Below are 21,667 nucleotides of genomic sequence, written 5' to 3'. Positions count from 1 at the left end.
GCCGGGGATTCCACTCGATCAGGTGGGGTCCCCGGCGTCCGCCGTTCCCGGCCCTGAGCGCCCCGCTGACGGCCGCGACGCCCCTACCGGGGGTCCCGGGAGCCCTCGGACGATCTACGGGGCCCTGCGGGTCCCTGACGGTCCGCGCCACAGCGGTGAACCCCTGTGATCCACACCATAGAATGGGGTGAGCCCGGCGACGAGGGGGGCAATGGGGACGCCTCGACCCGCCGTCCACCGCACGATGCTGGCCGTGGACGTGTCCGGTTTCGGCGCGCGCGGGCGCACCGGGCAGGAGGCGGTGCGGCGCGGGCTGTACGAGGCGCTGATCCGGGCGTTCGCCGAGTGCGGCATCCCGTGGACCGACGACTGGGACGGCACCTACCACGAGGACCGGGGCGACGGGCTGTTCGTGCTCATCCCCCACGACGTGCCCAACGGCCGCGTCGTCGGGTCCCTGCCGCACGTCCTGGCCGGCCAGCTGCGCAAGCACAACAAGGCCGCCGCGCCGGACGCCGTGATCCGGTTGCGGGCCGCGATCACCGCGGGCGAGGTGTCCAACGACGGCAACGGCGTGATGGGCGACGGCCTGGTGCTGGCGTTCCGGCTGCTGGAGTCGACGGCGCTGCGCGAGGAGCTGCGCCGCCGGCCGGGCGAGCTGGCGCTGATCGTGTCGGACCGGTTCTTCCGGGACGTCGTGCGCGACGACCCGGTGTGCGATCCGGACTCCTACCGCGAGGTCGCGGTGGACGTGAAGGAGGTCCGCGGCAGGGCTTGGATCAGCCGGCCCGACCACCCCAAGGCGCAGCCGCGCCGGTCGTGGCCCCGGCCCCGGTGGTCGGTGGTGGCGCTGGTCGGGCTGCTGGCCGTGCCGCTGTCGTGCGACGCGTTGGCGGCCCGCGCGCCCGAGGCCGTGCCGTGCCCGGAACCGGTGCAGGTCAACGTGCTGTCCTCGGCGGAGAAGGCGGACGTGGTGCGCGGGTTGGCGGCGGACTTCGCCGACTCCCACCGCGACGACACGGGGTGCCGGCGGGCGCGGGTGCACGTGACGTCGCGGCCGTCGGCGGCGTCGGTCGCGGCGCTCGGACGGGGCTGGCCGGACCTGGACCTGGCCACCAACGGCCCGGAGCCGCACGTGTGGCTGCCGGACGTCCGGTGGGAGTGGGAGGAGGCGCTGCGGGTGCTGCGGGACACCGGCCGCCGGGACGTCGAGCTGCTCGACCGCGGCACGATCGCGCACTCGCCGCTGGTGCTGGGCGTGCCGCCGAACCGGGCGTCGGCGGACGGGTCGTTCCACTGGCGGGACCTCCCCGCGTTCCGGTTGGCCGACGTGGACCCGGCGGCGTCGGGCGCGGGCCTGGCCGCGGCGGTGGCCGTGGTGGGCGCCGAGCTGGGCGCGACCGGGCTGGACGACCCGACGGCGCTCGACGACCCGACGGCGGCGCGCCGGTTGCGGGAGGCGGCGCTGCGCACGTCCCCAGGGCCGGTGTGCCCGGACGCGGCCGGCGCGGTGCTGGCGTCGGAGCGGGCCGTGGGGCGCGACGACCTGCCGTGCCTGACGCCGCTGTACCCGGTGGAGGGCACGTTCGACCTGGACCACCCGTTCGTGGAGGTGCGGCGCGGGAACCGGCCGCCCAACGAGCGGCGGCAGGCGGCGGTGGCGGCGTTCCGGGAGCACCTGCTGGCCGACGGCGGGCAGAGCGCGTTCCGGCGGGCCGGGTTCCGCGACGCGGACTGGAACCCCGGCGTGCACGAGCGGGTGCGGCACGACAAGCCGGAGCTGGTGCGGCCCGCGGTGGACCCGGCGGCGGCGCGCGCGGCGTGGCGGGCGGCGGCCGACCCGACCGGGGTGGTGCTGGCCGTGGACGGGTCCGCGCCCGCCCGCGCCCTGGCCGACCGGGTCGCGGCGCTCGCGCCGGGCGCGCCGCGGGTGGAGTTCACGCCGGAGGGCGCCGCCGACGTGGTGGCCGAAGCGGTGCGGCGGCACGGTTCCGAGCGGCCGGTCGTCGTGATCACCTCGGCCACGACGCCGGTGCGGCCGGGCGCGGTGGTGGACCGCTCGATCGACGTGCACGGGATCGGGCTGGTGGCGGGGGCGTGCGCCGCGACGACCCAGTTGGGGGCGTTCGCCGCGGCCTACCCCGGGGACTGCGCGGAGTCGGCCGACCCGGACCGCGCGCTGGACTGGGTGGCCGACCGGCTGTGGGGTGCGCGGTGATCCGGTGGTTGCCGGCGTGCCGGCTGGTGGTGGCGTGCCGGCTGGTGGTGGCGTGCCTGCTGGTGGCGGCGTGCGGCGCGCCGGCGGTGGACCCGGCGCGCGAGGGGCGCGGGCGGATCACGTTCGTGGACAGCCACGACCTGTCGTCGTCCGGGCCGATCCGGCGGCGGGTGGAGGCGTGGAACGCGCGGGCCAGCTCGGTGGAGCAGGTGACGTACGTGCCGATGCCCACGCCGACCGACGACTACCGGGCGCAGCTCATGGCGCGGGCCGGTGACCTCGCGGGCCGGCGGGGCGCGGACGCCCGGTCGCAGTGCTACGACGTGGTCACCCTGGACGTGGTGTGGACGGCGGCGTTCGCGCGGGCCAACTACCTGGCGCGGTGGCCCGAGGGGGAGATCGGGCCGGACCGGTTCCTGCCGGCGGCGGTCGAGTCGGCGCGGGTGGACGGGACGCTGTGGGCGGTGCCCTGGCGGGCGGACGCGGGCGTGCTGTTCTACCGCGGCGACCTGCTGGCCCGGGAGGGCGCGAGCCGGCCGACGTCGTGGGACGAGCTGGAGCGGCAGGCGGCGACCATCGCGCCGAAGCACGGGGTCGCCGGGTTCGTCGGGCAGCTGGGGCAGTACGAGGGCGTGACGGTGAACGCGTTGGAGGCGGTCTGGGGGCACGGCGGCAGCGCGGACGACTGGGCCGGTCCGGGCGCGCGGGCCGGGATCGGGCGGCTGGCCGGCGGGGTGGAGCGGGGGTGGATCCCGCAGGAGGCGTTGCGCTACGACGAGGCGGCGAGCCTGCGCGAGTTCCTGGAGGGGCGGGCGCTGTTCCTGCGGACCTGGCCGTACGCGCGGGCGGAGCTGGAGGCGTCGCCGTTGAACGGGAAGTTCGGGATGGCCGCGTTGCCGGGGCCGGCGGCGCTGGGCGGGTGGAACCTGGCGGTGTCGCGCTGCTCGGCCCACCAGGCCACCGCGCGGGACTTCATCCGGTTCCTGACCGACCCGGAGAGCCAGACCGCGCTGCTCACCCAGGCGGGCTACCCGCCGACCCTGACCGGCCTGTACCGGGAGCCCGAGCTGCGGGCCCGGCTCCCCCACCTGGCCGTGCTGGAGGCCGCGGTCCACAACGCCCGGAACCGACCGCGGACGGCGCACTACGACAACGTGACCAGGGTCGTGCAGCAGGCGGTGCACAACGTGCTGCGCAACCCCAAGTCGCTGGACGCCGAGCTGAGGCGGTTGGCCGAGGACGCGGCGCGGGCGTCGGCCGGTCGCTAGTCCGGGTGCCGGCCGCTCGCCGGTCCGGGTGCCGGCCGCTCGCCGGTCCGGGGGTCAGCCGGTCGCCAGTCCGGGGTCGTTCGCGGGGGACTTCGCCGCCCGCCTGGCCTCGCGGTTCCAGTCGATCCAGCCGCGGATCACGAGGACCGCGAAGATCGTGTAGACCAGCGCGCTGAAGTACAGGCCCGACTGGATCTGCAGCGGCACGCCGATCGCGTCCACCACCAGCCACACCAGCCAGAACTCGACCAGGCCGAAGCCCTGGAGGGTGAAGGCGAGGACGGTGCCGACGAACAGCGCGGCGTCCGGCCAGGGCGCCCAGGAGGCGTCGAGGGCGTCCAGGACCAGGGCGAAGGCCGTGGTGCCCACCGCGAAGGCGACGACGACGGCGAGGCGTTCCTTCACGGTGCCCTTGCGGACGACGACGCCGAAGACCGGGTCGCGCCGCTTGGTCCAGGCCCACCAGCCGTAAAGGGTGATCAGGGCGATCACGACCTGCCGGGCCGCGGTGCCGCCGAGGTGCGCGGAGACGTACACGACGAAGAGCAGGGTGACCGAGACCAGCTGCACCGGCCAGGTCCACAGCGAGCGCCGCTGGGCGAGGTACACGACCACGAGGGCGAAGACCTGGCCGATGAACTCGGCGTAGGACACCTTCTGGCCGAAGACGGTGAAGCCCTGTTCCAGCAAGACGTGCATCGCGTCCTCCAAGCGTCTACTGCGCGGCAACACCGGGCCGGCGCCGTGTGTTCCTGGCGTCGGTGTGGCGCGTGACATGGCCTTGCGTGCTCGCGTACACCTTGCCGTCAGCGGGCGTACACCGGTGGTGCGTACTTTGCCGCGAATGCGAGCCCTTGTCCTGGCCTTTGTGCCGTTGCTGGCCGTCGCACCCGTGGCGGCGGCGTCCACCGACCCGGTGGTCGTGCCGGTCGCGCAGACCCGTGCGTTCGTCGACGACCCGTCCGGCGCGCCGGCGAATGCCGACGCCGACGACCCCGCGATCTGGGTGCACCCCCGTTCCGCCGAGCGCAGCGTGGTGCTGGGGACGTTGAAGGAGGGTGGCTTGGCGGCGTTCGACCTGCGGGGACGCGCGCTGGGCACCTACCCCGCGCCCCAGCCGCCGCACCCCGACGCCAAGCCCGGCCGGTACAACAACGTGGACGTGCTGCGGGCCGCCGTGGGCGGTGTCCGCCGTGACCTGGCGTTCGTCAGCGACCGGGGCCGGGACCGGGTGCGCGTGTACGAGATCGACGGCCGCGGTTCGGCGGCGGGCTCGGCCGTGGTGCGCGACGTCACGGACCCGGCGGCGCGGCCGGTGTTCTCGGCGTCCGAGGAGGAAGTGGACGGGCAGCACACGGTGTACGGCCTGGCGGCGGGCCAGGTGGACCGCACGCCGGTGGTCGTGGTGAACCGGCGCAACGAGACCCGGGTGGCCCTGCTGCACGTCGTGCCGGCGGCCGGCGGGACGGTCGGCACGACGGTGGTGTCCACTGTGGACCTGCCCTCGACGTTCCCGCTGCCCGACGGCACGTCGTGGACGCCGTGCGGCGAGCCGGGCGAGGGTCCGCAGCTGGAGGGCATGGTCGTCGACTCGGCGAACCGCGTGCTCTACGCGGCGCAGGAGGACGTGGGCATCTGGCGGATCCCGCTGGCGGCGGACGGGTTCGGGACGCCGAAGCTGATCGACCGGGTCCGGTCCTTCGGGGTGCCGCAGACGTACGACCCGGAGACCGAGGAGTGCTCGGTGTCGGGCCCGGACCCGGGCTTCGGCGGGCGGCACCTGGCGGCGGACGCGGAGGGGTTGACCATCGGCGGCGACCACCTGGTGGCGTCGAGCCAGGGCGACTCGCGCTTCGTGGTGTACGAGCGGACCGGCCGCAACCGGTACGTGGGCGGGTTCACCGTGGGCGCGGGCGACGGGAAGGACTCGGTCGAGCACTCGGACGGGGCGCACCTGGTGGTGGGCGACCTGGGCGACGAGTACGAGGAGGGCTTGCTGGTCGTGCACGACGGCGAGCGCACGCCCGCGGCGGGTGACCTGGCGACCACCGGGTTCGCGTACGTGAGCTGGGAGGACGTGCTGGACGAGCTGTAGGCGGCGGGTAGCGGCGGCGGAGGGGTCGTGGCGCACCGGAGCCCCGCCCGGTGGGTCGGGCGGGGCTCCGGGTGCGCCGAGGTCAGCGGCCGTCGGTGGGCGGCATGGGCATCCCGGCCGGCGGGGTCGGGGTGTCCATCGGGGAGGTGCGGGCGCCGGCCCCCACCCGGGTCGGGGACTGCGACACCGGGTCCTGGGACTGCCGGGGTCGCGGGGCGCTCTTCGCCTCCTCCTGCATGCGGTCCAGCCAGCCCTCCCAGCGCTGCTGCATCGGGCGCACCAGGCCGCCGCCCACGCCGATCACGATGACGCCCGCCACCGTCGCCAGCACCGTGATGAGCACCGGCATGGTCACCGACACCGCGATGCCCAGCTGGTTCAGCGCCGCGATCACGCCCAGCGCCACGATGAACCCGTACGTGATGCCGCCCAGCATCCGCGTGTACGGCCGGGCGCCCAGCGCCCCGGTCACCAGCCCGCGCAGCGCCTTGCCGATCGCCGCGGCCACCAGGACCAGCACGATCGCCACCACGATCCGCGGCAGGTAGGCGATCACGTCGTTGAGCAGCGCGCTGACCGCGTTGCCGGTGCCGAACACCCCGAACGCCATCTGCAACGCGATGAGCAGCACGAAGTAGTAGACGATCTTGACGATCAACCCCGACGCGTCGACGGGCGTCCGCGCCATCGCGCCGCGCAGGCCGGACCGCTCGACCAGCCGCTCGAACCCGACCCGGTTGAGCAGGAACCCGACGGCCTTGGCGAGCGCCTTGGCGATGAGCCAGCCGATGAACAGGACCAGCAGGAAGCCGAGGAGCTTCGGCACGAACGTGGCCACCATCGCCCACGCCTGTCCGAGTCCTTCGGTGATCTGGGAGCCCACGACGCCCCTCCTCAGAAACGAAATTTGCCGAAACGCTTGCCGAGATCGTTTCCCACCCCGCATCACCCGGCAACCTGAAGTGGTGGCACGAAAGGGTGACTGACGTGGCACTTCGGCCGGCGACAGTCCAGAGTGGAGCTACCGGTGGGGACCGGGGAGAGGGAAACGCCCGGCGCGCTTCGTGCGTGCCGGGCGTTTCCGGTTCATGGGGCACAGCGCAACACCCGGCACCGCAGGGGCACAGCGCAACGCCCGACACCGCAGGGGTGCCGGGCGTTGCAGTGGCCGCTCAGATGCCGGTGAAGGCCGCCAGGCCGCGTTTGTCCAAGTAGGACCGGACGTGGTCCACCGAGGCCGTCAGCGACGGGTTCGGGCGCGGGTCGCCCGGGCAGCTCGAACTGCTGTCCGGCAGCACCCCGTCCACCAGGTACCGGTCCACCTCGCGGTCCACGCACTTGTTGCCGCCGCCGTAGATGCCGTGCCGCCCCTCGTCCCGCACGGTCAGCAACTGGTGGCCGAGCCGGGTCGCCATCGCCGGACCGCCCTCGTACCGGGTCTGCGTGTCGCCCTCCGCCTGGATGACCACGCCCACCGGGTAGCCGTCGCGTTCCAGCTCGACCGCGGGCTCCGGCGGCGTGAACGAGCGGTACGTGCACGTCGTGGGCGCCGCGCGGACCACGCCGAACCCGTACGGGTAGCGCTCGCGGAACACCCTCATGTCCTCGAAGTAGGTCTGGACGTCGGACGGCCAGTCGACCTCGCAGATGACCGTGCTGAACACGCCCGGCACCAGCTCCTGCTTCACCGAGTCGGCCAGCACGCGCGCGGACTCCGACGCCGTGCCCGCGGCCAACTGCTGCACGACCGCCGCGAGGTCCGCCCACAGTGGACGGTAGCGGGAGCCGACGCCCACGGCCGCGTCGAACATCGTGCGCGTCTGGCCCGCGACGGGCTTCACGGCCAGCGCCGACGCCACCGCCTCCAGCCCGGTCATCACCTCGTCCGCGGTGGCCCCGAGCTTGAGCACCGCGTGGTGCTCCGCCGCCCACGCCGCCCACTGGTCCACGTTGCGCCGGTACGCCACGGCCTGCGCCCGGAACTGCTCGCGCCAGATCCACTCCGGGTGCACCGACGAGTCCAGCACGTTGCGGTCCAGGCGCTGCGGGAACAGGCTGCCGTACACCGCGCCGAGGTAGGTGCCGTAGGAGTAGCCGAGGTAGTTGAGCTTCTCCTCCTTGAGCACCGCGCGCACGACGTCCATGTCGCGGGCGGTGTTGGGGGTGTTGATGTACGGGCGGATGCCGCCCGCCGCGCGCCGGCACGCGTCCTCGGCGGCCTGCGCCTCGGCGGCCCACTTGTGGAACTCCGTGTCCGGCGGTCGGGTGTCCACGGTGACGAAGTCGGGGGCGGGTTGGCAGGCCAGGGCGGTGGACCCGCCGACGCCGCGCGGGTCGAGCCCGATCAGGTCGTAGACCTGCGCCGGTTTCGTCTTGGCCAGGAACACCGGCATGCCGACGCCGGACCCGCCCGGTCCGCCGGGGTTGAGCACCAGGACGCCCCGCCGCCGCGTCGGGTCCTGCGCCTTGAGCCGGCTGATGCGCACCGATATGCGGTCGGCCTCGGGCCGGGTGTAGTCGAGCGGGACGACGACGTCCGCGCACTCCAGGGCCGGGACGTTCGCGCTGCACGACTTCCAGGTGAGCTGCTGCGAGGTGTAGGGCGCCAGCGGGTCGGCGGTGGCGAACGACGGGACGACGGCTGTCGCCAGCGTGGTGATGAGCGCCAAGCCGACGGACACGTACCTGCGCACGGGCAACCTCCCACGGGTCGCTGGGGTGTTCCCCGAAGGTAGGACGGGCAGCGCCCCGCTTCAGGCTGTGTCACTCGTTGGTGGACCGCGCAGGCACGTCCGGGTGGTGTGCGATGGTGGTGGCCATGAGCGGCTCGGAGGTCCTGCCGGTGTTGTCGAAGGAGACGCTGCGCACGTTGCAGCGCGCCTCCGGCGACCTGGCGGCGTCCAGTGTGGCCGCGATGGAGGAGCAGCTGCCGTGGTTCCGGCGGATGCCCGCGGAGCAGCGCGCGGGCGTGCTGCTGCTGATCCAGAACGGGGTCGCGGGGTTCGTGTCGTGGCTGCACGACCCGCAACAGGCGATCCGGCTGACCGCCGAGGCGTTCCGGTCCGCGCCCAAGGACATCTCGCGGTGGGTGAGCCTGCGCCAGACCGTCGAGCTGGTGCGGATCGCGCTGGAGCTGTTCGAGCACCAGTTGCCCCGCCTGGCCCGGGACGAGGCCGAGCGGGCGCTGCTGACCGAGGGCGTGCTGCGCTACGGCCGGGAGATCGCGTTCTCCGCCGCCACCTCCTACGCCGCCGCCGCCGAGGCCCGCGGCGCGTGGGACGCCCGGCTGGAGGCGCTGGTCGTGGACGGCATCGTGCGTGGCGACGCGGAGGAGTCGCTGCTGTCGCGGGCCACGGCGCTGGGCTGGGACCCGGCGTCGGAGGCGACCGTGCTGGTGGGCAACCCGCCCTCGGACGACCCGCCGGCGGTGGTCTTCGAGGTGCGCAGCCGGGCGGCGCGCATCTCCCGGCCGGTGCTGCTGAGCGTGCAGGGGTCGCGGCTGGTGGTCGTGCTGGGCGGGGAGACCGAGAGCGGGGACGCCCTGGCGCGGCTGTCCGACGCGTTCGGGCCGGGTCCGGTGGTGGCGGGGCCGACCGTGACGAGCCTGGCCGACGCGCACCGCAGCGCCGGTGACGCGCTGTCGGGCCTGCGGGCGGTGGTCGGGTGGCCGGCCGCGCCGCGCCCGGTGCGGTCGCTGGACCTGCTGCCCGAGCGGGCGTTGGCGGGCGACCCGGAGGCGGAGTGGCAGCTGGTGGACCGCATCGCCCGGCCGCTGGAGGACGCGGGCGGGTCGCTGCTGGAGACCGTGGACGCGTTCCTGGAGGTCGGGGGCGTGCTGGAGGCGTGCGCGCGGAAGCTGTTCGTGCACCCGAACACGGTCCGGTACCGGTTGCGGCGGGCCACCGAGCTGACCGGGCGCAACGCCAACGACCCCCGGGACGCCCTGGTGCTGCGGGTGGCCCTGTCCGTGGGCCGCCTGGCGAGGGCGCGCGGCCTCTGGTGAACCACACGACCGGGTGATCATCCGGGTCGGTGTGATGGAGAACGCACGTCCCATTTGGGCGCGGATGAGCTGCCCCCGACAACACGTGACGTGGTTCAACGTTCATCCGCGAGTCACATTTGTGGAGACCCTACAAACCCGTAGTCGCGGTTTCGTCAGCTCCGGCATCCCGCGAAGCCGCCGCGAACGTGTTCAGTGAGCGGGTGATCGCGCTGCTCGCCCCCGGACAGGGGTCCCAGACACCCGGCATGCTCGCCCCCTGGCTCGAACTGGAGGGGGCCGGGCAGCGCGTGGCCGCGTGGTCCGAGGCGACCGGGTTGGACCTCGCGCGCCTGGGCACCACGGCCGACGCGGACGAGATCAAGGACACCGCGATCACCCAGCCGCTCGTCGTGGCGCTCGCGCTGCTCGCGTTCGAGGAGCTGCGCCGCCGGGTCGAGCTGCCCGCCGACACCGTCGTCGCCGGTCACTCGGTCGGCGAGCTGGCCGCGGCGGCCGTCGCGGGCGCGCTGTCCGCGGACGACGCCGTCGCCCTCGCCGCCGTGCGCGGCGCGGAGATGGCCGCCGCGTGCGCCCTGGAGCCGACCGGCATGGCGGCCGTGCTGGGCGGCGAGGAGGCCGACGTGCTGGCCCGCCTCGACGAACTCGGGCTGGTCGGCGCGAACCGCAACGGCGCGGGCCAGATCGTGGCCGCCGGGCCGCTGCCCGCGCTGGACAAGCTCGCCGAGAACCCGCCCGAGCGGGCGAAGATCCGCAAGCTGCAGGTCGCGGGCGCGTTCCACACCGCCTACATGGCCCCCGCCGAGGAGGCGCTGCGGGCCAGGGCCGCGGGCATCGCCGTGGAGGACCCCACGCTGCCGCTGCTGTCCAACGCCGACGGCGCCGAGGTGACCTCCGGCGCCGAGGTGCTGAACCGACTCATCGCGCAGGTCACCCGCCCCGTGCGGTGGGACTCCTGCCAGGCGACGCTGGGCGCGAAGGGCGTGACCGCGGTGGTGGAACTGCCGCCGGCGGGTGCGCTCACGGGCCTCGCGAAGCGTGAACTGAAGGGCACCCCCACGTTGGCACTGAAGACCCCCGACCAGCTCGACCAGGTCGTGGCGCTGCTCGGGGAGGCCTCCGCATGACCTCCTTCGCCGTCCCCACCGGCCACGCGGGCACCCGCATCCTGGGCCTGGGCAGCTACCAGCCCGACACCGTCGTGAGCAACGACGACCTGGCCAAGGTCATGGACACCTCGGACGAGTGGATCCGGGACCGCGTCGGCATCGTCAACCGCCGGTTCGCCGCCAAGGACGAGAAGCTCGTCGACATGGCGGTCGAGGCGGGCGCGAAGGCGGTCGCCGACGCCGGGCTCTCCCCCTCCGACATCGGCGCGGTGCTGGTCGCGACCTGCACCATGCCCTCGCAGATCCCCAACGCCGCCGCGCAGGTCGCCGACCGGATCGGCGTGAAGGCCGCGCCCGCGTTCGACCTGAACGCCGCGTGCGCGGGCTTCTGCTACGCCGTGGCCATGGGCTCGGACCTGGTCCGCGCCGGCACCGCGAAGCACGTGCTGGTGATCGGCGCGGAGAAGCTCACCGACTGGGTGAACCCGACCGACCGGTCCACCGCGATCATCTTCGCCGACGGCGCGGGCGCGGCCGTGATCGGACCCGCCGACGAGCCGGGCATCGGCCCGGTGGCGTGGGGCAGCGCCGGCGACCTGGTGGACATGATCCACGTGGCCGACCGGGACTCGTTCATCTTCCAGGAAGGCCAGTCGGTCTTCCGCTGGGCGACCACGCAGATCGCGCCGATCGCGTTGCGGGCGGTGGAACTGGCCGGCATCGAGGTGTCCGACCTGGACGTCCTCGTGCCGCACCAGGCGAACCTGCGCATCGTCGAGGCGATCGCGAAGCGCCTGCGCGCCAAGGGCGCCCGCGAGGACCTCGTGATCGCGCGTGACATCGTGGACTCCGGCAACACGTCCTCGGCCTCCATCCCGCTCGCGCTGGACCACATGCGCGCGTCGGGCGAGGTCAAGAGCGGGGACGTGGCGCTGCTCGTCGGCTTCGGGGCCGGCCTGTCCTACGCGGGACAGGTCGTCCGACTGCCGTGACCAACCACAGGACTCCGGTGGGACAGCCCAGCCGGCGGATGCAAGAAGGAAGGGATTTTCAGTGAGCAACGAGGACATCCAGAAGGGGCTCGCCGAGATCGTCGAGGAGGTCGCCGGTGTCGAGGCGGCCGACGTGACGGCTGACAAGTCCTTTGTGGACGACCTGGACATCGACTCGCTGTCCATGGTGGAGATCGCCGTGCAGGCCGAGGACAAGTTCGGCGTGAAGATCCCGGACGACGAGCTGGCCAACCTCAAGACCGTGGGCGATGCGGTGAACTACATCGCCAGCAACGCATGACCACTGGCAACGACGTCGTCGTCACCGGGCTGGGTGCCACCACCCCGCTGGGTGGCGCCGTCGCCTCCACCTGGGATGCTCTGCTCGCGGGCCGCAGCGGCGTCAAGCCGTTGGAGACCGACTGGGTGGAGCGGTTCGAGCTGCCCGTGCGCATCGCCGCGCAGCTCGCGGTCGAGCCGACCGAGGTGCTGCCGCGCGTCGAGGCGCGCCGGCTGGACCGCTGCGAGCAGGTCGCCGTGGTCGCCGCCCGCCAGGCGTGGGCGGACGCCGGGCTCGGCGAGGACGGCGTGGACAAGGAGCGGCTGGGTGTCGTCGTCGGCACCGGCATCGGCGGCGCGCTGACGCTGCTGCACCAGGACGACCTCATCGAGGAGTCCGGGCTGCGCAAGGTGTCCCCGCTGACCGTGCCCATGCTCATGCCCAACGGCCCGGCCGCGCACGTCGGCCTGGACCTGAAGGCGCGGGCGGGCGTGCACGCGCCGGTGTCGGCGTGCGCGTCGGGCGCCGAGGCCCTGGCGTGGGCGTGGCGGATGCTGCGCTCCGGCGAGGCGGACGTGGTCGTGGCGGGTGGCGCGGAGGCGTGCATCACGACGATCACCATGGCGGGCTTCATCCAGGCCCGGACCATGAGCACCCGCAACGACGACCCGACGCGGGCGTCCCGCCCGTTCGACGTGGACCGCGACGGCTTCGTGCTCGGCGAGGGCGCCGGGATCATGGTGCTGGAGCGCGAGGAGTTCGCCCGCGCCCGCGGCGCCCGGATCTACGGCAAGCTGGCCGGCATCGGCACGTCGTCGGACGGCCACCACATCACCGCGGCCGACCCGGAGGGCCTGGGCCAGTCCCGCGCCATCGCGGCGGCCATCCGCACGGCGGGCCTGTCGCCGACGGACATCGGTCACGTCAACTGCCACGCCACGTCCACCCAGGTGGGCGACGCGATCGAGCCACTGGCCGTGAAGCGCGCCATCGGCGACCACGCCGTGCTGACGGCGCCGAAGGGCAACCACGGCCACCTGCTCGGCGCGTCCGGCGCGGTGGAGGCGATCACGACGCTGTTGTCGGTGCGCGACGGCATCGTGCCGCCGACGCTGAACCTGGAGAACCAGGACCCGAAGGTGCAACTGGAAGTCGTGACCGGCGAACCACGCAAGATCGACTTGGTCGCGGCGGTCAACAACTCCTTCGGCTTCGGCGGCCACAACGTGTCCCTGGTGTTCACCGGCGCCTGACCGATCTTCGGTGCACGACCCCGCGGCCCGGTGCCTTCCGCCGGTCCCGGGGTCGTTCGCTGTCCGGGGTTCGAGCGGCGGCCGGCGGCGGCCGGTCGGCGGCGGGCTGGTGGCGGCCCGACAGGCTCGGCGCGGCTGGGCTTGGCGCGGCTGGGCTTGGCGCGGCTGGGCTTGGCGCGGCTGGGCTTGGCGCGGCTGGGCTTGGCGCGGCTGGGCTTGGCGGGTGTGGCCTCCGGCCCCCGGATCGATCATCGCACGAGGCACCGACAATTCGGCGGCGGCTGCCGGCGGCGGCGAGGGTGGGCGACAAAGGCGGGAGGGTGGGGTGTCCGCGGGCTGTGGTCAGCAGGCGGTGAATTGGGAGCTTGAGCCTTCCGTGCCCAGGTCCACCCGCAGCGACCCCGCCTCCTCCTGCAACGGGTACACCACCCGCCACCGGATGCAGTCCGCCTGCAGCTCCGCCGGGGCCTTCGCCACGTCCTGCGTGCTGATGAACGTCATCATCACCCGCAGCCGCCCCGCCGTCACCGTCTCCACCCGGTGCACCTGGATCGTGCCGTCCTTCGAACTCTCGTAGTCCGACTCCCAGCGGATGCGGGGTGTCCGGTTCACGCGGTCCGCCGTGACCGTCTTCGCCCACGCCTCGTAGTCGTGGGCGTTGATGGCGTCGAAGTAGCGCTGCAGGAGCTCGCGCACCCGCTGGCCGTCCGGGTGCAGGGCCGCGTCGATGCTCAGTTGCACGGTCGGCGGGCCCGGCTGCGCGCTGCGCGGCACGGACGACGACGCGGTGGGCAGCGCGATCTGGTCGCCCACCGCCTGCACGGGTCGCCGGTAGGCCTCGCGGGCCAGGACGCCGGCGCCGGCGGTCAGGGCGGCGACCACCAGCACGGTGGGCAGCAGCAACCGGGACGACACCACCGAAGAGTGCCATATGAGCCCGAACGCGCGGGCCACCACCCGGACGGAGCAGCGCCCTACCCGATCTCTGCGGGTGGTTCAACCACTGCCGACCACCGCAATTCGGTAAACACGAATTTCGGCGTAGATTCCACACCCTATCGGCGCACCGCCGCACCCGTTGCCGGAGTAATGAACCGCACTATCCCCCGATAGGACCAGCACACCACGCGCGGTGACGCGACCGCAAAACAGCGGACTGCGAAACAACGTGCCTGGTCGCGCACAACCGAACATTTGAACGATCCAGTGCCGTTTAGCGGCGACACGCCGGCGACACCGCTCGGACCAGCCCTAAACGTGGCGTTCGGGTGGTTCCGGACCGTCCGGTCGCACGGATGGTGCGAGTTCGGGCAACCCGCGCACCCACGAACGGCGCAGCGTGCTCCCCGGTCTGGCGGATTGGCCGGAAGTGGACCTGCATGCGGGAATACACCGGTCGAAAGAAATCCTGGGGAGAGGAATTCCGGTGGATCTCCGCTATGAGGCTTACTGCTTCGCGGACCGTCTCTTCTACGACGTGCAAAGCCACGCGGAAACCGCCGTCGACGATTTCTCGCAGGTCCTGCCGGCGCTGCCGGCCGGCTGGTCGCAGACCGACCTCACCATCTGGCGCTACCTCCAGCCCGACGGCGCGACCCTCCCCCGCCAGGGCTGGAAGATCCACGTCTCGGCCACCGTCAAGAACGCCGGCGAGGTGCTGCTGACCACCTACGAGTACCTGGTCGCGCGCCGCATCCCCTTCAAGTACCTGCGCACCCAGTCCATCGTGCTGGCCCGCAACTCCAAGTACGCGCCGCGCGAGGCCAGCGGCAAGCTCATCACCATCTACCCGGCCGACGAGGCGCAACTCGACACCACCCTGCGCGAACTGGACGCCCTGCTGTCCGGCAAGCCCGGCGCGTACATCCTCAGCGACCTCCGCTACGGCGCCGGCCCGCTGTACGTGCGCTACGGCGGGTTCGTCGAGCAGTGGCTCGAACAGGACGGCCGCCGCGTGCTGGCGATCGAGGGCCCCGACGGGGAGTTGGTGCCGGACAAGCGCAAGCCCACGTTCTCCGTCCCCGAGTGGATCACGCTGCCGTCCTTCCTGGACGAGCACCTGGCCGCGCGCAAGGCCGGCGACGCCGAGTCCTTCCCGTACCGGGTGACCGGGTCGCTGCACTTCTCCAACGGCGGCGGCGTCTACCGCGCCACCCGCAAGTCCGACGACACGCCCGTCGTCCTCAAGGAGGCCCGGCCGCACGCCGGGCTGGACCGGGACAACGTGGACGCCGTCACCCGGCTGCGGCGCGAGCACGACATCCTGACCCGGCTGCGCGGGGTGCCCGGCGTGCCGGCGGCGTTGGACTACTTCACCGCGTGGGAGCACGAGTTCCTCGCGATGTCGCCGGTGCCGGGCCGCCCGGTCGGCCAGTGGCTGGGCCGGCACTACCCGCTGACCCACCACGAGACCACGCCCGAGCAGATCGCCGAGTACACCGGGCGCGCGCTCAAGATCGTCGAACGGGTCGAGGACATCGTGGCCCGCGTCCACGAGCGCGGCGTCGTGTTCGGCGACCTGCACCCGCTGAACGTGCTGGTGGACGAGGACGACTCGGTGTCGCTCATCGACTTCGAGCTGGCGTCCACGCTGGAGGAGGGCCGCAAGCCCACCCTCGGCTCCCCCGGCTTCCAGGCCCCGCCGGACCGCTCCGGCTTCGAGATCGACGAGTACGCGCTGGCCGCCCTGCGGCTGTACCTGTTCCTGCCGCTCAACGCGGTCGTCGAGCTGGCCCCGGTCAAGCTGCGCAACCACGTCGAGTTCATCCGCAGCCGCTTCGACCTGCCCGAGGACTACTGCGCCCGCGTCCTCGACGTGCTGACCCCGCGGGTGGACGCGCCCGCGCCGGCCTCGACGCCGCTGGACGAGCCGCGGCCGGACTGGAAGGTCGTGCGCAAGTCGATCGCCGCCGCGATCCTGGCCAGCGCGACCCCGGAGCGCGAAGACCGGCTGTTCCCGGGAGACATCGAGCAGTTCGAGGTGGGCGGCGCGGGGTTCGCCTACGGCGCGGCGGGCGTGCTGCACGCGTTGGACGCGGCCGGCGCGGGCCGGTTCCCCGAGCACGAGCGCTGGCTGCTGGACAAGGTCCGCCGCGACCCGCCGAAGGAGCCCGGCTTCTACACCGGCGCGCACGGCATCGCGCACGTGCTGGAGAACTTCGGCTACCGCGACGAAGCCGACGAGATCGTGTGCGCGTACCACCGGCTGCTGCCCTCGCTCAAGGACCACGGCCTGAACTCGGGCCTGTCCGGCGTCGGCCTGAACATGCTGCACTTCGCGTGGACCCGGCGCGACGAGGTCTACGCCGACCAGGCCGTCGAGATCGGCGCGAAGCTGGTCGGGATGCTCGCCGAGGCCGCGCCGCCCGGTGACAAGGCCAAGGCGGGCCTGCTGCACGGCTGGTCCGGTCCGGCGCTGCTGTTCACCCGCCTGTTCGAGCACACCGGCGACCGGGCGTGGCTGGACGCGGCGGAACGAGCGCTGGAACGCGACCTCGCCGAGTGCGACACCGCCCTGGACGGCTCCACCCAGGTCCGCGACGGCAACTTCCGCACCCTGCCCTACGTCGGCATCGGCAGCGCCGGCATCGCGCTGGTGCTCCACGAGTTCTCGCGGGTCGAGCCGGACGCGCCGTGCGTGCGGCGGCTGCCCGAACTGGTGGCGAGCCTGACCGGCGAGTTCGTGATCCAGCCCGCCCTGACCCTCGGCCGCGCCGGTCTGCTCGCGTCCCTCGTGCACACCGGCGCGCCGCGGGAGGCGGTCGAGCGGCACCTGGCCGCGCTGGCGTGGCACGCCGTCCCCTTCCAGGAGGGCACGGCGTTCCCCGGCATCCAGTTGCGCCGGCTGTCGATGGACCTGGTCACCGGCGGCGCGGGCGTCCTGCTCGCGCTCGCCTGCGCACTGGACGGCAGCCCCGTGCTGCCGTTCCTCAAAGCCCCGGCCCACCCGGGCCGGTCGCAGTGAACAGCAACACCCTTCGTCCCCCCGGAATGAGGAGTTCGAGATGGAGTTCATCCTCGACCTGCAGGACCTGGAGACCCCCGAGGTCCAGGACAGCGCGATGGCCAGCGGCGGCAGCGGCGGCGGCGGCAGCACCACGGCGTCCAACGCGTCGCTGCTGCTCCCGTGCAGCCACTCCACCGTGAGCCTGCTCGCCTGCTGACGCCTGCGCCAGGTCGAACACGGGTGAGCGGCGCAGGCGAAGTGCGCCGCTCACCGGCCACACGAGGGTCCGGCGACGGTCTCCCGGCTCACACCCGGGCGGCCGACGTCGGGCCCTCACCCATGATGCGCCCCCTTCGGACGGTGTGGAGCGGGAATGTTGTTGCGGACGGTCGTCCGGCGGGACCCGAGGTGGCTGCTGCTCGCGCTCAACGCGCTGCTGGCGACCACGGCCGGCCTGCTGCTGCCCACGGCGCTGGCCCGCGCGGTGGACCTCGCGCTGGGCGGCCGGCTCGACACCGGCGCGGTGCTGTGGCTGGTCGGGCTCGCCGGGGTCGAGGTGGTGGGCGACGCGGTCGGCGTGGTGCTGGCGGCGGCGATCACCGCGCGCGGCACGGCGTGGCTGCGCGACCGGCTGACCCGGCACCTGGTCGCGCTGGGCCACCCGGCGCGGTTCGAGCCGGGTGACGCGATCAGCCGGCTGACCGGGGACGGCGCCATCGCGGGCGGGTTCGCGGTGCTGCTGGTGAACCTGGGCGTCACGGCGCTGACGGCCGGTGGCGCGGTGCTGGCGCTGGCGTTGCTGGACTGGCGGCTCGCGGTGGTGTTCCTGCTGAGCGTGCCGCTGGCGACGCTGCTGGTGCGGTCGCACCTGAAGCTGACCGCCGAGGACGTGACGGCTTACCAGGAGGTGTCCGGCGAGCTGTCCGCGCGGCTGGTGGACGCGGTCGGCGGGTTGCGCACGATCGCCGCGTCCGGCCGGGCCGAGCAGGAGGCTCGGCGCGTGCTGCGGCCCCTCCCCCGGCTCGCGGCGGCGGGCATCGGCATGTGGCGGACGCAGGCGAGGATGATCTGGCGGGCGGGTCTGCTGCTGCCCGCGGTGGAGTTGGCCGTGCTGACCGCCGCCGGGTTCGGCGTGGTCGCGGGCCGGTTGAGCGTCGGCGACGTGCTGGCCGCCCTCGGCTACGCGGGGCTGGGCATGGCGGTCGTCGGGCAGGCGACCGTGCTGACGGCGGTGCAGCGGGCGCGGGCGTCGGCGGCGCGGATCGACGAGGTGCTGCTGACCGAACCGGAACCCGTTGTCACGCACGGGTTCTCCGCGCCCGGCGTGGTGGAGCTGCACGGCGTGTCGGTGGGTGACGCGCTGCGCGAGGTGGACCTGTCCGTGCCCGCCGGGACGTTCCTGGCCGTGGTGGGCCGGTCCGGCGCGGGCAAGTCGGCGCTGGCGGCGGTGCTCGGCGGGTTGACCGCGCCGTCCTCGGGACGGGTGCTGCGCGGCGGGTCGGTCGGGTACGCGTTCGAACGGCCGGCGCTGCTGGGGGCGACCGTCGCGGACGCCGTGTCCTACGGCGCTGCCCTGGAACGGGACGAGGTCGTGGCGGCGTGTCGGGCGGCGCAGGTGCACGACGTGGTGGTCCGCCTCCCGCACGGCTACGACACACCACTGGCCGAGACCCCGTTGTCCGGCGGCGAGGCGCAACGGCTCGGGCTGGCGCGGGCGGTCGCCCGCGGTCCCCGCGTGCTGGTGCTCGACGACGCCACCGCGAGCCTCGACACCGTGACCGAGTCCACTGTGGAGCGTGCGCTGGCGTCGGCTTTGCCCGGGCGCACAAGGGTTGTCGTGACGCACCGGGCCGCGACCGCGCGGCGAGCGGACCTGGTGGTGTGGCTTGAGGACGGTCGGGTCAGGGAGACCGGTCCGCACGAGGCGCTGTGGGACGACGCGGAGTACCGGGCGGTGTTCGGCTGATGGGTCCGTACCTGCGGGCGTTGGCCGCTCAGCGGCGCGCGGTGCTGGCGCTGCTGGGCTGGTCGGTGGTGGAGGGCGTGCCGGCGCTGCTGTCCGGGCGGCTGGTCGGGTTGGCCGTGGACCGGGGGTTCGCGGTCGGCGACGTGCGGACCGGCGTGCTGTGGCTGCTGGCGTTCGCGGTCGTGGCGGTGCTGGGCGGGTTCGGGCTGCGCCAGGTGTTCATGCGCCTGGGCGAGGTCGTGGAGCCGTTGCGGGACGCGCTGGTCGAGGTGGTCGTGCGGGGCGTGCTGCACTCGTCGCGGCGGCAGCCCGACGCCGGTGCCGTCGCGCGGATCACCCGGCACGTCGAGGTGGTGCGCGACGCGACCGCCGGGTTGCTGGTGCAGGCGCGGGCGTTGCTGGTGACCACCACCGCGGCCCTGGTGGGGTTGGCGACGCTGGTGTCGTCGGTGGCGTGGCTGGTCGTGCTGCCGGTGGTGGCCTCGCTGGCGCTGTTCGGCGCGTTGCTGCCGACGTTGGCGCGCGGGCAGCGGGCGCTGGTGCTGGCCGACGAGGACGCGGCCGAGGCGGCGGGGTCGGTGCTGCTCGGGATGCGCGACGTCGTGGCGTGCGGGGCGGGCGCGCGGGCGGTCGCGGACGTGCGGCGGCGGGTGGACCGGCAGGCGGCGGCGACGGTGCGGCTGGCGTGGGCGACGGCGACGCGCGGGATCGTGATCTCGGTCGGCGGCTTCGCGCCGCTGGCGCTGCTGGTGGTGCTCGCGCCGGGACTGGTGGCGCGCGGCGAGCTGACCGCGGGCGAGGTGCTGGGCGCGGTCGTGTACCTGAGCACCAGCGTGCAGCCGGCGCTGCGGCGGCTCGCGGACACCGTCGGCACGGTGGTGCTGCGGTTGGCCGTGGCGCTGCGCCGCCTGGCCGAGGCGGCCCCCGAAGTCGTGGAGCCTCCGGGTGAACTCGTTCCGGGGGGTGACGAGGTCGAGGTGCGCGGGGTGACGTTCGGGTGGGGCGCGGGCGTGCCGGTGGTGCGGGAGCTGTCGCTGCGGTTGACGCCCGGGTCGCACCTGGCCGTGGTGGGGCCCAGCGGCATCGGGAAGTCGACGTTGGCCGGGCTGCTGACCGGGTTGATCGCGCCGCACGCCGGGGACGTGCTGTTCGGCGGGGTGCCGGTGCGCGAGGTGGAGCCCTCGGTGCGGCACTCGCGGATCGCGCTGGTGCCGCAGGAGACGTACCTGTTCACCGGGACCGTGCGGGAGAACCTGGCGTTGTTCGCGCCTTCGGCTTCGGACGAGGCGTTGCTGGAGGCCGTTTCGGCGGTGGGCGCTTCGGGCGTCGTCGCGCGGTTGGGCGGGTTGGACGGGGTCGTCGGGCACGGCGGCGGCGGGTTGTCGGCCGGCGAGGCGCAGTTGCTGGCGGTGGCGCGGGTGTACGCGTGCCCGGCGGACGTCGTGGTGCTGGACGAGGCGACGTCCAACCTCGACCCGGCGGCGGAGGCCGTGGTGGAACGGGCGTTCGCGGCGCGGGGCGGGGTGCTGGTGGTGATCGCGCACCGGCTGTCGTCCGCTTTGCGTGCTTCGTCCGTGTTGGTGATGGACGGCGGCGAACCGTTGCTCGGGTCGCACGAGGAGTTGCTGGGCCGGTCGGCGGCTTACCGGGACCTGATGGCGGCGTGGCAGCCCGTGGCGTGATCTATTGAGCCGGTGGACGCCTTCGAGGAACACCGGCCGCGCCTGGAGGCCGTGGCGTACCGGATGCTGGGGTCCTTCGCCGACGCGGAGGACGCCGTGCAGGAGACGTGGCTGCGGTACTCGCGTTCTTCGCCGTCGGAGGTGGACAACCTGGCGGCGTGGCTGACGACCGTGGTGAGCCGGGTGTGCTTGAACGTGCTGCGGTCGCGGGAGCGGCGGCGCGAGGCGCTGGGCGTGTCGGTGCCGGACCCGGTGGTCAGCGGTCCGGACGAGGACGTGGCGGTGGCCGACGCGGTCGGGTTGGCGTTGATGGTGGTGCTGGACGCGCTGACGCCGGCCGAGCGCGTGGCGTTCGTGCTGCACGACCTGTTCGCCGTGCCGTTCGAGGAGATCGCCGGGCTGGTGGACCGGTCGCCGGCGGCCGTGCGGCAGTCGGCTTCGCGGGCGCGGCGACGGGTGCGGGCGTCGGCCCCCGCGCCGGACGCTTCCCGTGCGGAGCAACGCGAGGTGGTGGACGCCTTCTTCGCCGCGGCGCGGGAGGGGTCGATCGAGGGGTTGCTGGCGGTGCTGGACCCGTCGGTGGTGCTGCGGTCGGACGCGGGGGCGGGTGCTCCGCTGTCGGTGGTGCTCGACGGGGCTTCGGCGGTGGCCCGGCAGGCCGCGCTGTGGGGCTCGCTGTCGCCGCTCGCCCGGCCGGCGCTGGTCAACGGGGTGCCCGGGGTGGTCGTGGTGGGGCCTCGGGGACCGTTGTCGGTGATGGGGTTCAGCGTGGTGGGCGGGCGGATCTCGGCGATCGACGTGATCGCGGACGCGACGCGGTTGGCGGCGTTGGACCTGTCGGCCGTGGGTGCTTGA

Annotated in this window: 17 protein-coding genes; 13 read left to right on the top strand and 4 right to left on the bottom strand. The window is 73.8% G+C overall.

Translation table 11 applies throughout. The features are described 5' to 3' along the window. Nucleotides 1-211: 211 nt before the first annotated feature. The gene (locus tag AB0A74_RS08375; protein ID WP_358248186.1) at nucleotides 212-2,218 is read left to right on the top strand and encodes a substrate-binding domain-containing protein; all 2,007 of its coding nucleotides are present in this window, start codon (nucleotides 212-214) and stop codon (nucleotides 2,216-2,218) included. After that, nucleotides 2,215-3,486, top strand: coding sequence for an ABC transporter substrate-binding protein (locus AB0A74_RS08370; RefSeq protein ID WP_358248185.1), 1,272 nt, complete (start codon nucleotides 2,215-2,217; stop codon nucleotides 3,484-3,486). Before AB0A74_RS08375 ends, AB0A74_RS08370 begins: the two co-directional genes overlap by 4 nt. A 54-nt stretch (nucleotides 3,487-3,540) precedes the next feature. Here the strand turns inward: AB0A74_RS08370 and pnuC are convergent, their stop codons facing one another. Beyond that, nucleotides 3,541-4,185 carry a nicotinamide riboside transporter PnuC gene (pnuC, locus tag AB0A74_RS08365; RefSeq protein WP_358248184.1) on the bottom strand — a complete coding sequence of 215 codons (645 nt, stop codon included), beginning with the start codon at nucleotides 4,183-4,185 and terminating at the stop codon, nucleotides 3,541-3,543. Nucleotides 4,186-4,330: 145 nt separating this feature from the next. Here pnuC and AB0A74_RS08360 point away from each other — a divergent pair, with 145 nt between their 5' ends. Continuing rightward, the gene (locus AB0A74_RS08360) at nucleotides 4,331-5,581 is read left to right on the top strand and encodes a phytase (RefSeq protein WP_358248183.1); all 1,251 of its coding nucleotides are present in this window, start codon (nucleotides 4,331-4,333) and stop codon (nucleotides 5,579-5,581) included. A gap of 82 nt (nucleotides 5,582-5,663) precedes the next feature. On the opposite strand, the gene AB0A74_RS08355 is transcribed toward AB0A74_RS08360, so the two are convergent. Both AB0A74_RS08355 and AB0A74_RS08350 read right to left on the bottom strand, forming a co-directional pair. Beyond that, on the bottom strand, nucleotides 5,664-6,464 hold the full coding sequence (locus tag AB0A74_RS08355) for a hypothetical protein (RefSeq protein ID WP_358248182.1): 801 nt from the start codon (nucleotides 6,462-6,464) through the stop codon (nucleotides 5,664-5,666). Nucleotides 6,465-6,753: 289 nt separating this feature from the next. Then, nucleotides 6,754-8,274 (bottom strand): alpha/beta hydrolase, encoded by a 1,521-nt coding sequence (locus tag AB0A74_RS08350; RefSeq protein WP_358248181.1) that lies wholly within the window; start codon nucleotides 8,272-8,274, stop codon nucleotides 6,754-6,756. Between the two features lie 125 nt (nucleotides 8,275-8,399). Between AB0A74_RS08350 and AB0A74_RS08345 the strand changes: the two genes are divergently transcribed. From AB0A74_RS08345 to AB0A74_RS08325, 5 genes are all read left to right on the top strand, one after another. Further along, complete coding sequence (locus AB0A74_RS08345; RefSeq protein ID WP_358248180.1) at nucleotides 8,400-9,584, top strand: helix-turn-helix domain-containing protein; 1,185 nt, start codon at nucleotides 8,400-8,402, stop codon at nucleotides 9,582-9,584. Between the two features lie 203 nt (nucleotides 9,585-9,787). Beyond that, a complete protein-coding gene (locus AB0A74_RS08340) occupies nucleotides 9,788-10,711 on the top strand; it encodes an ACP S-malonyltransferase (protein WP_358248179.1) in 924 nt (307 codons plus the stop codon). Next, nucleotides 10,708-11,685: a beta-ketoacyl-ACP synthase III gene (locus AB0A74_RS08335; protein WP_358248178.1), complete on the top strand. Its 978-nt coding sequence runs from the start codon at nucleotides 10,708-10,710 to the stop codon at nucleotides 11,683-11,685. Before AB0A74_RS08340 ends, AB0A74_RS08335 begins: the two co-directional genes overlap by 4 nt. A 61-nt stretch (nucleotides 11,686-11,746) precedes the next feature. Further along, nucleotides 11,747-11,986 (top strand): acyl carrier protein, encoded by a 240-nt coding sequence (locus tag AB0A74_RS08330; RefSeq protein ID WP_053720023.1) that lies wholly within the window; start codon nucleotides 11,747-11,749, stop codon nucleotides 11,984-11,986. Continuing rightward, nucleotides 11,983-13,218: a beta-ketoacyl-[acyl-carrier-protein] synthase family protein gene (locus AB0A74_RS08325; protein WP_358248177.1), complete on the top strand. Its 1,236-nt coding sequence runs from the start codon at nucleotides 11,983-11,985 to the stop codon at nucleotides 13,216-13,218. The genes AB0A74_RS08330 and AB0A74_RS08325 overlap by 4 nt, the downstream gene beginning before the upstream one ends. A 342-nt stretch (nucleotides 13,219-13,560) precedes the next feature. On the opposite strand, the gene AB0A74_RS08320 is transcribed toward AB0A74_RS08325, so the two are convergent. Next, nucleotides 13,561-14,133, bottom strand: a complete 573-nt coding sequence (locus AB0A74_RS08320; RefSeq protein WP_358248176.1) for a hypothetical protein — start codon at nucleotides 14,131-14,133, stop codon at nucleotides 13,561-13,563. 511 nt (nucleotides 14,134-14,644) lie between these two features. Between AB0A74_RS08320 and lanKC the strand changes: the two genes are divergently transcribed. The 5 genes from lanKC to AB0A74_RS08295 all read left to right on the top strand — a co-directional run bounded on the left by lanKC (nucleotide 14,645) and on the right by AB0A74_RS08295 (nucleotide 21,667). Next, nucleotides 14,645-17,182 (top strand): class III lanthionine synthetase LanKC, encoded by a 2,538-nt coding sequence (lanKC, locus tag AB0A74_RS08315; RefSeq protein WP_358248175.1) that lies wholly within the window; start codon nucleotides 14,645-14,647, stop codon nucleotides 17,180-17,182. 40 nt (nucleotides 17,183-17,222) lie between these two features. Then, nucleotides 17,223-17,381 carry a SapB/AmfS family lanthipeptide gene (locus tag AB0A74_RS08310; RefSeq protein ID WP_343939065.1) on the top strand — a complete coding sequence of 53 codons (159 nt, stop codon included), beginning with the start codon at nucleotides 17,223-17,225 and terminating at the stop codon, nucleotides 17,379-17,381. Nucleotides 17,382-17,537: 156 nt separating this feature from the next. Further along, complete coding sequence (locus tag AB0A74_RS08305; protein ID WP_358248174.1) at nucleotides 17,538-19,130, top strand: ABC transporter ATP-binding protein; 1,593 nt, start codon at nucleotides 17,538-17,540, stop codon at nucleotides 19,128-19,130. Next, nucleotides 19,130-20,812 carry an ABC transporter ATP-binding protein gene (locus tag AB0A74_RS08300; protein WP_358248173.1) on the top strand — a complete coding sequence of 561 codons (1,683 nt, stop codon included), beginning with the start codon at nucleotides 19,130-19,132 and terminating at the stop codon, nucleotides 20,810-20,812. The genes AB0A74_RS08305 and AB0A74_RS08300 overlap by 1 nt, the downstream gene beginning before the upstream one ends. 63 nt (nucleotides 20,813-20,875) lie before the next feature. After that, nucleotides 20,876-21,667, top strand: a complete 792-nt coding sequence (locus AB0A74_RS08295) for a sigma factor-like helix-turn-helix DNA-binding protein (protein ID WP_358248204.1) — start codon at nucleotides 20,876-20,878, stop codon at nucleotides 21,665-21,667.

It is taken from the genome of Saccharothrix sp. NPDC042600 (genome assembly GCF_040647305.1).
In the GTDB taxonomy this organism is placed as follows: Bacteria; Actinomycetota; Actinomycetes; order Mycobacteriales; family Pseudonocardiaceae; genus Actinosynnema; species Actinosynnema mutabilis.
Note: the sequence above shows the minus strand (reverse complement) of the source record. Positions and strands in the feature narration are given on the sequence as shown.

Bases quoted from the DNA above. Each gene is read 5' to 3' on its own strand.
- AB0A74_RS08305 (WP_358248174.1), top strand. From the start codon at position 17,538: ATGTTGTTGCGGACGGTCGTCCGGCGGGACCCGAGGTGGCTGCTGCTC.
- AB0A74_RS08310 (WP_343939065.1), top strand. From the start codon at position 17,223: ATGGAGTTCATCCTCGACCTGCAGGACCTGGAGACCCCCGAGGTCCAG.
- AB0A74_RS08325 (WP_358248177.1), top strand. From the start codon at position 11,983: ATGACCACTGGCAACGACGTCGTCGTCACCGGGCTGGGTGCCACCACC.
- pnuC (WP_358248184.1), bottom strand. From the start codon at position 4,185: ATGCACGTCTTGCTGGAACAGGGCTTCACCGTCTTCGGCCAGAAGGTG.
- AB0A74_RS08300 (WP_358248173.1), top strand. From the start codon at position 19,130: ATGGGTCCGTACCTGCGGGCGTTGGCCGCTCAGCGGCGCGCGGTGCTG.
- AB0A74_RS08335 (WP_358248178.1), top strand. From the start codon at position 10,708: ATGACCTCCTTCGCCGTCCCCACCGGCCACGCGGGCACCCGCATCCTG.
- AB0A74_RS08375 (WP_358248186.1), top strand. From the start codon at position 212: ATGGGGACGCCTCGACCCGCCGTCCACCGCACGATGCTGGCCGTGGAC.
- AB0A74_RS08345 (WP_358248180.1), top strand. From the start codon at position 8,400: ATGAGCGGCTCGGAGGTCCTGCCGGTGTTGTCGAAGGAGACGCTGCGC.
- AB0A74_RS08295 (WP_358248204.1), top strand. From the start codon at position 20,876: ATGCTGGGGTCCTTCGCCGACGCGGAGGACGCCGTGCAGGAGACGTGG.
- AB0A74_RS08360 (WP_358248183.1), top strand. From the start codon at position 4,331: ATGCGAGCCCTTGTCCTGGCCTTTGTGCCGTTGCTGGCCGTCGCACCC.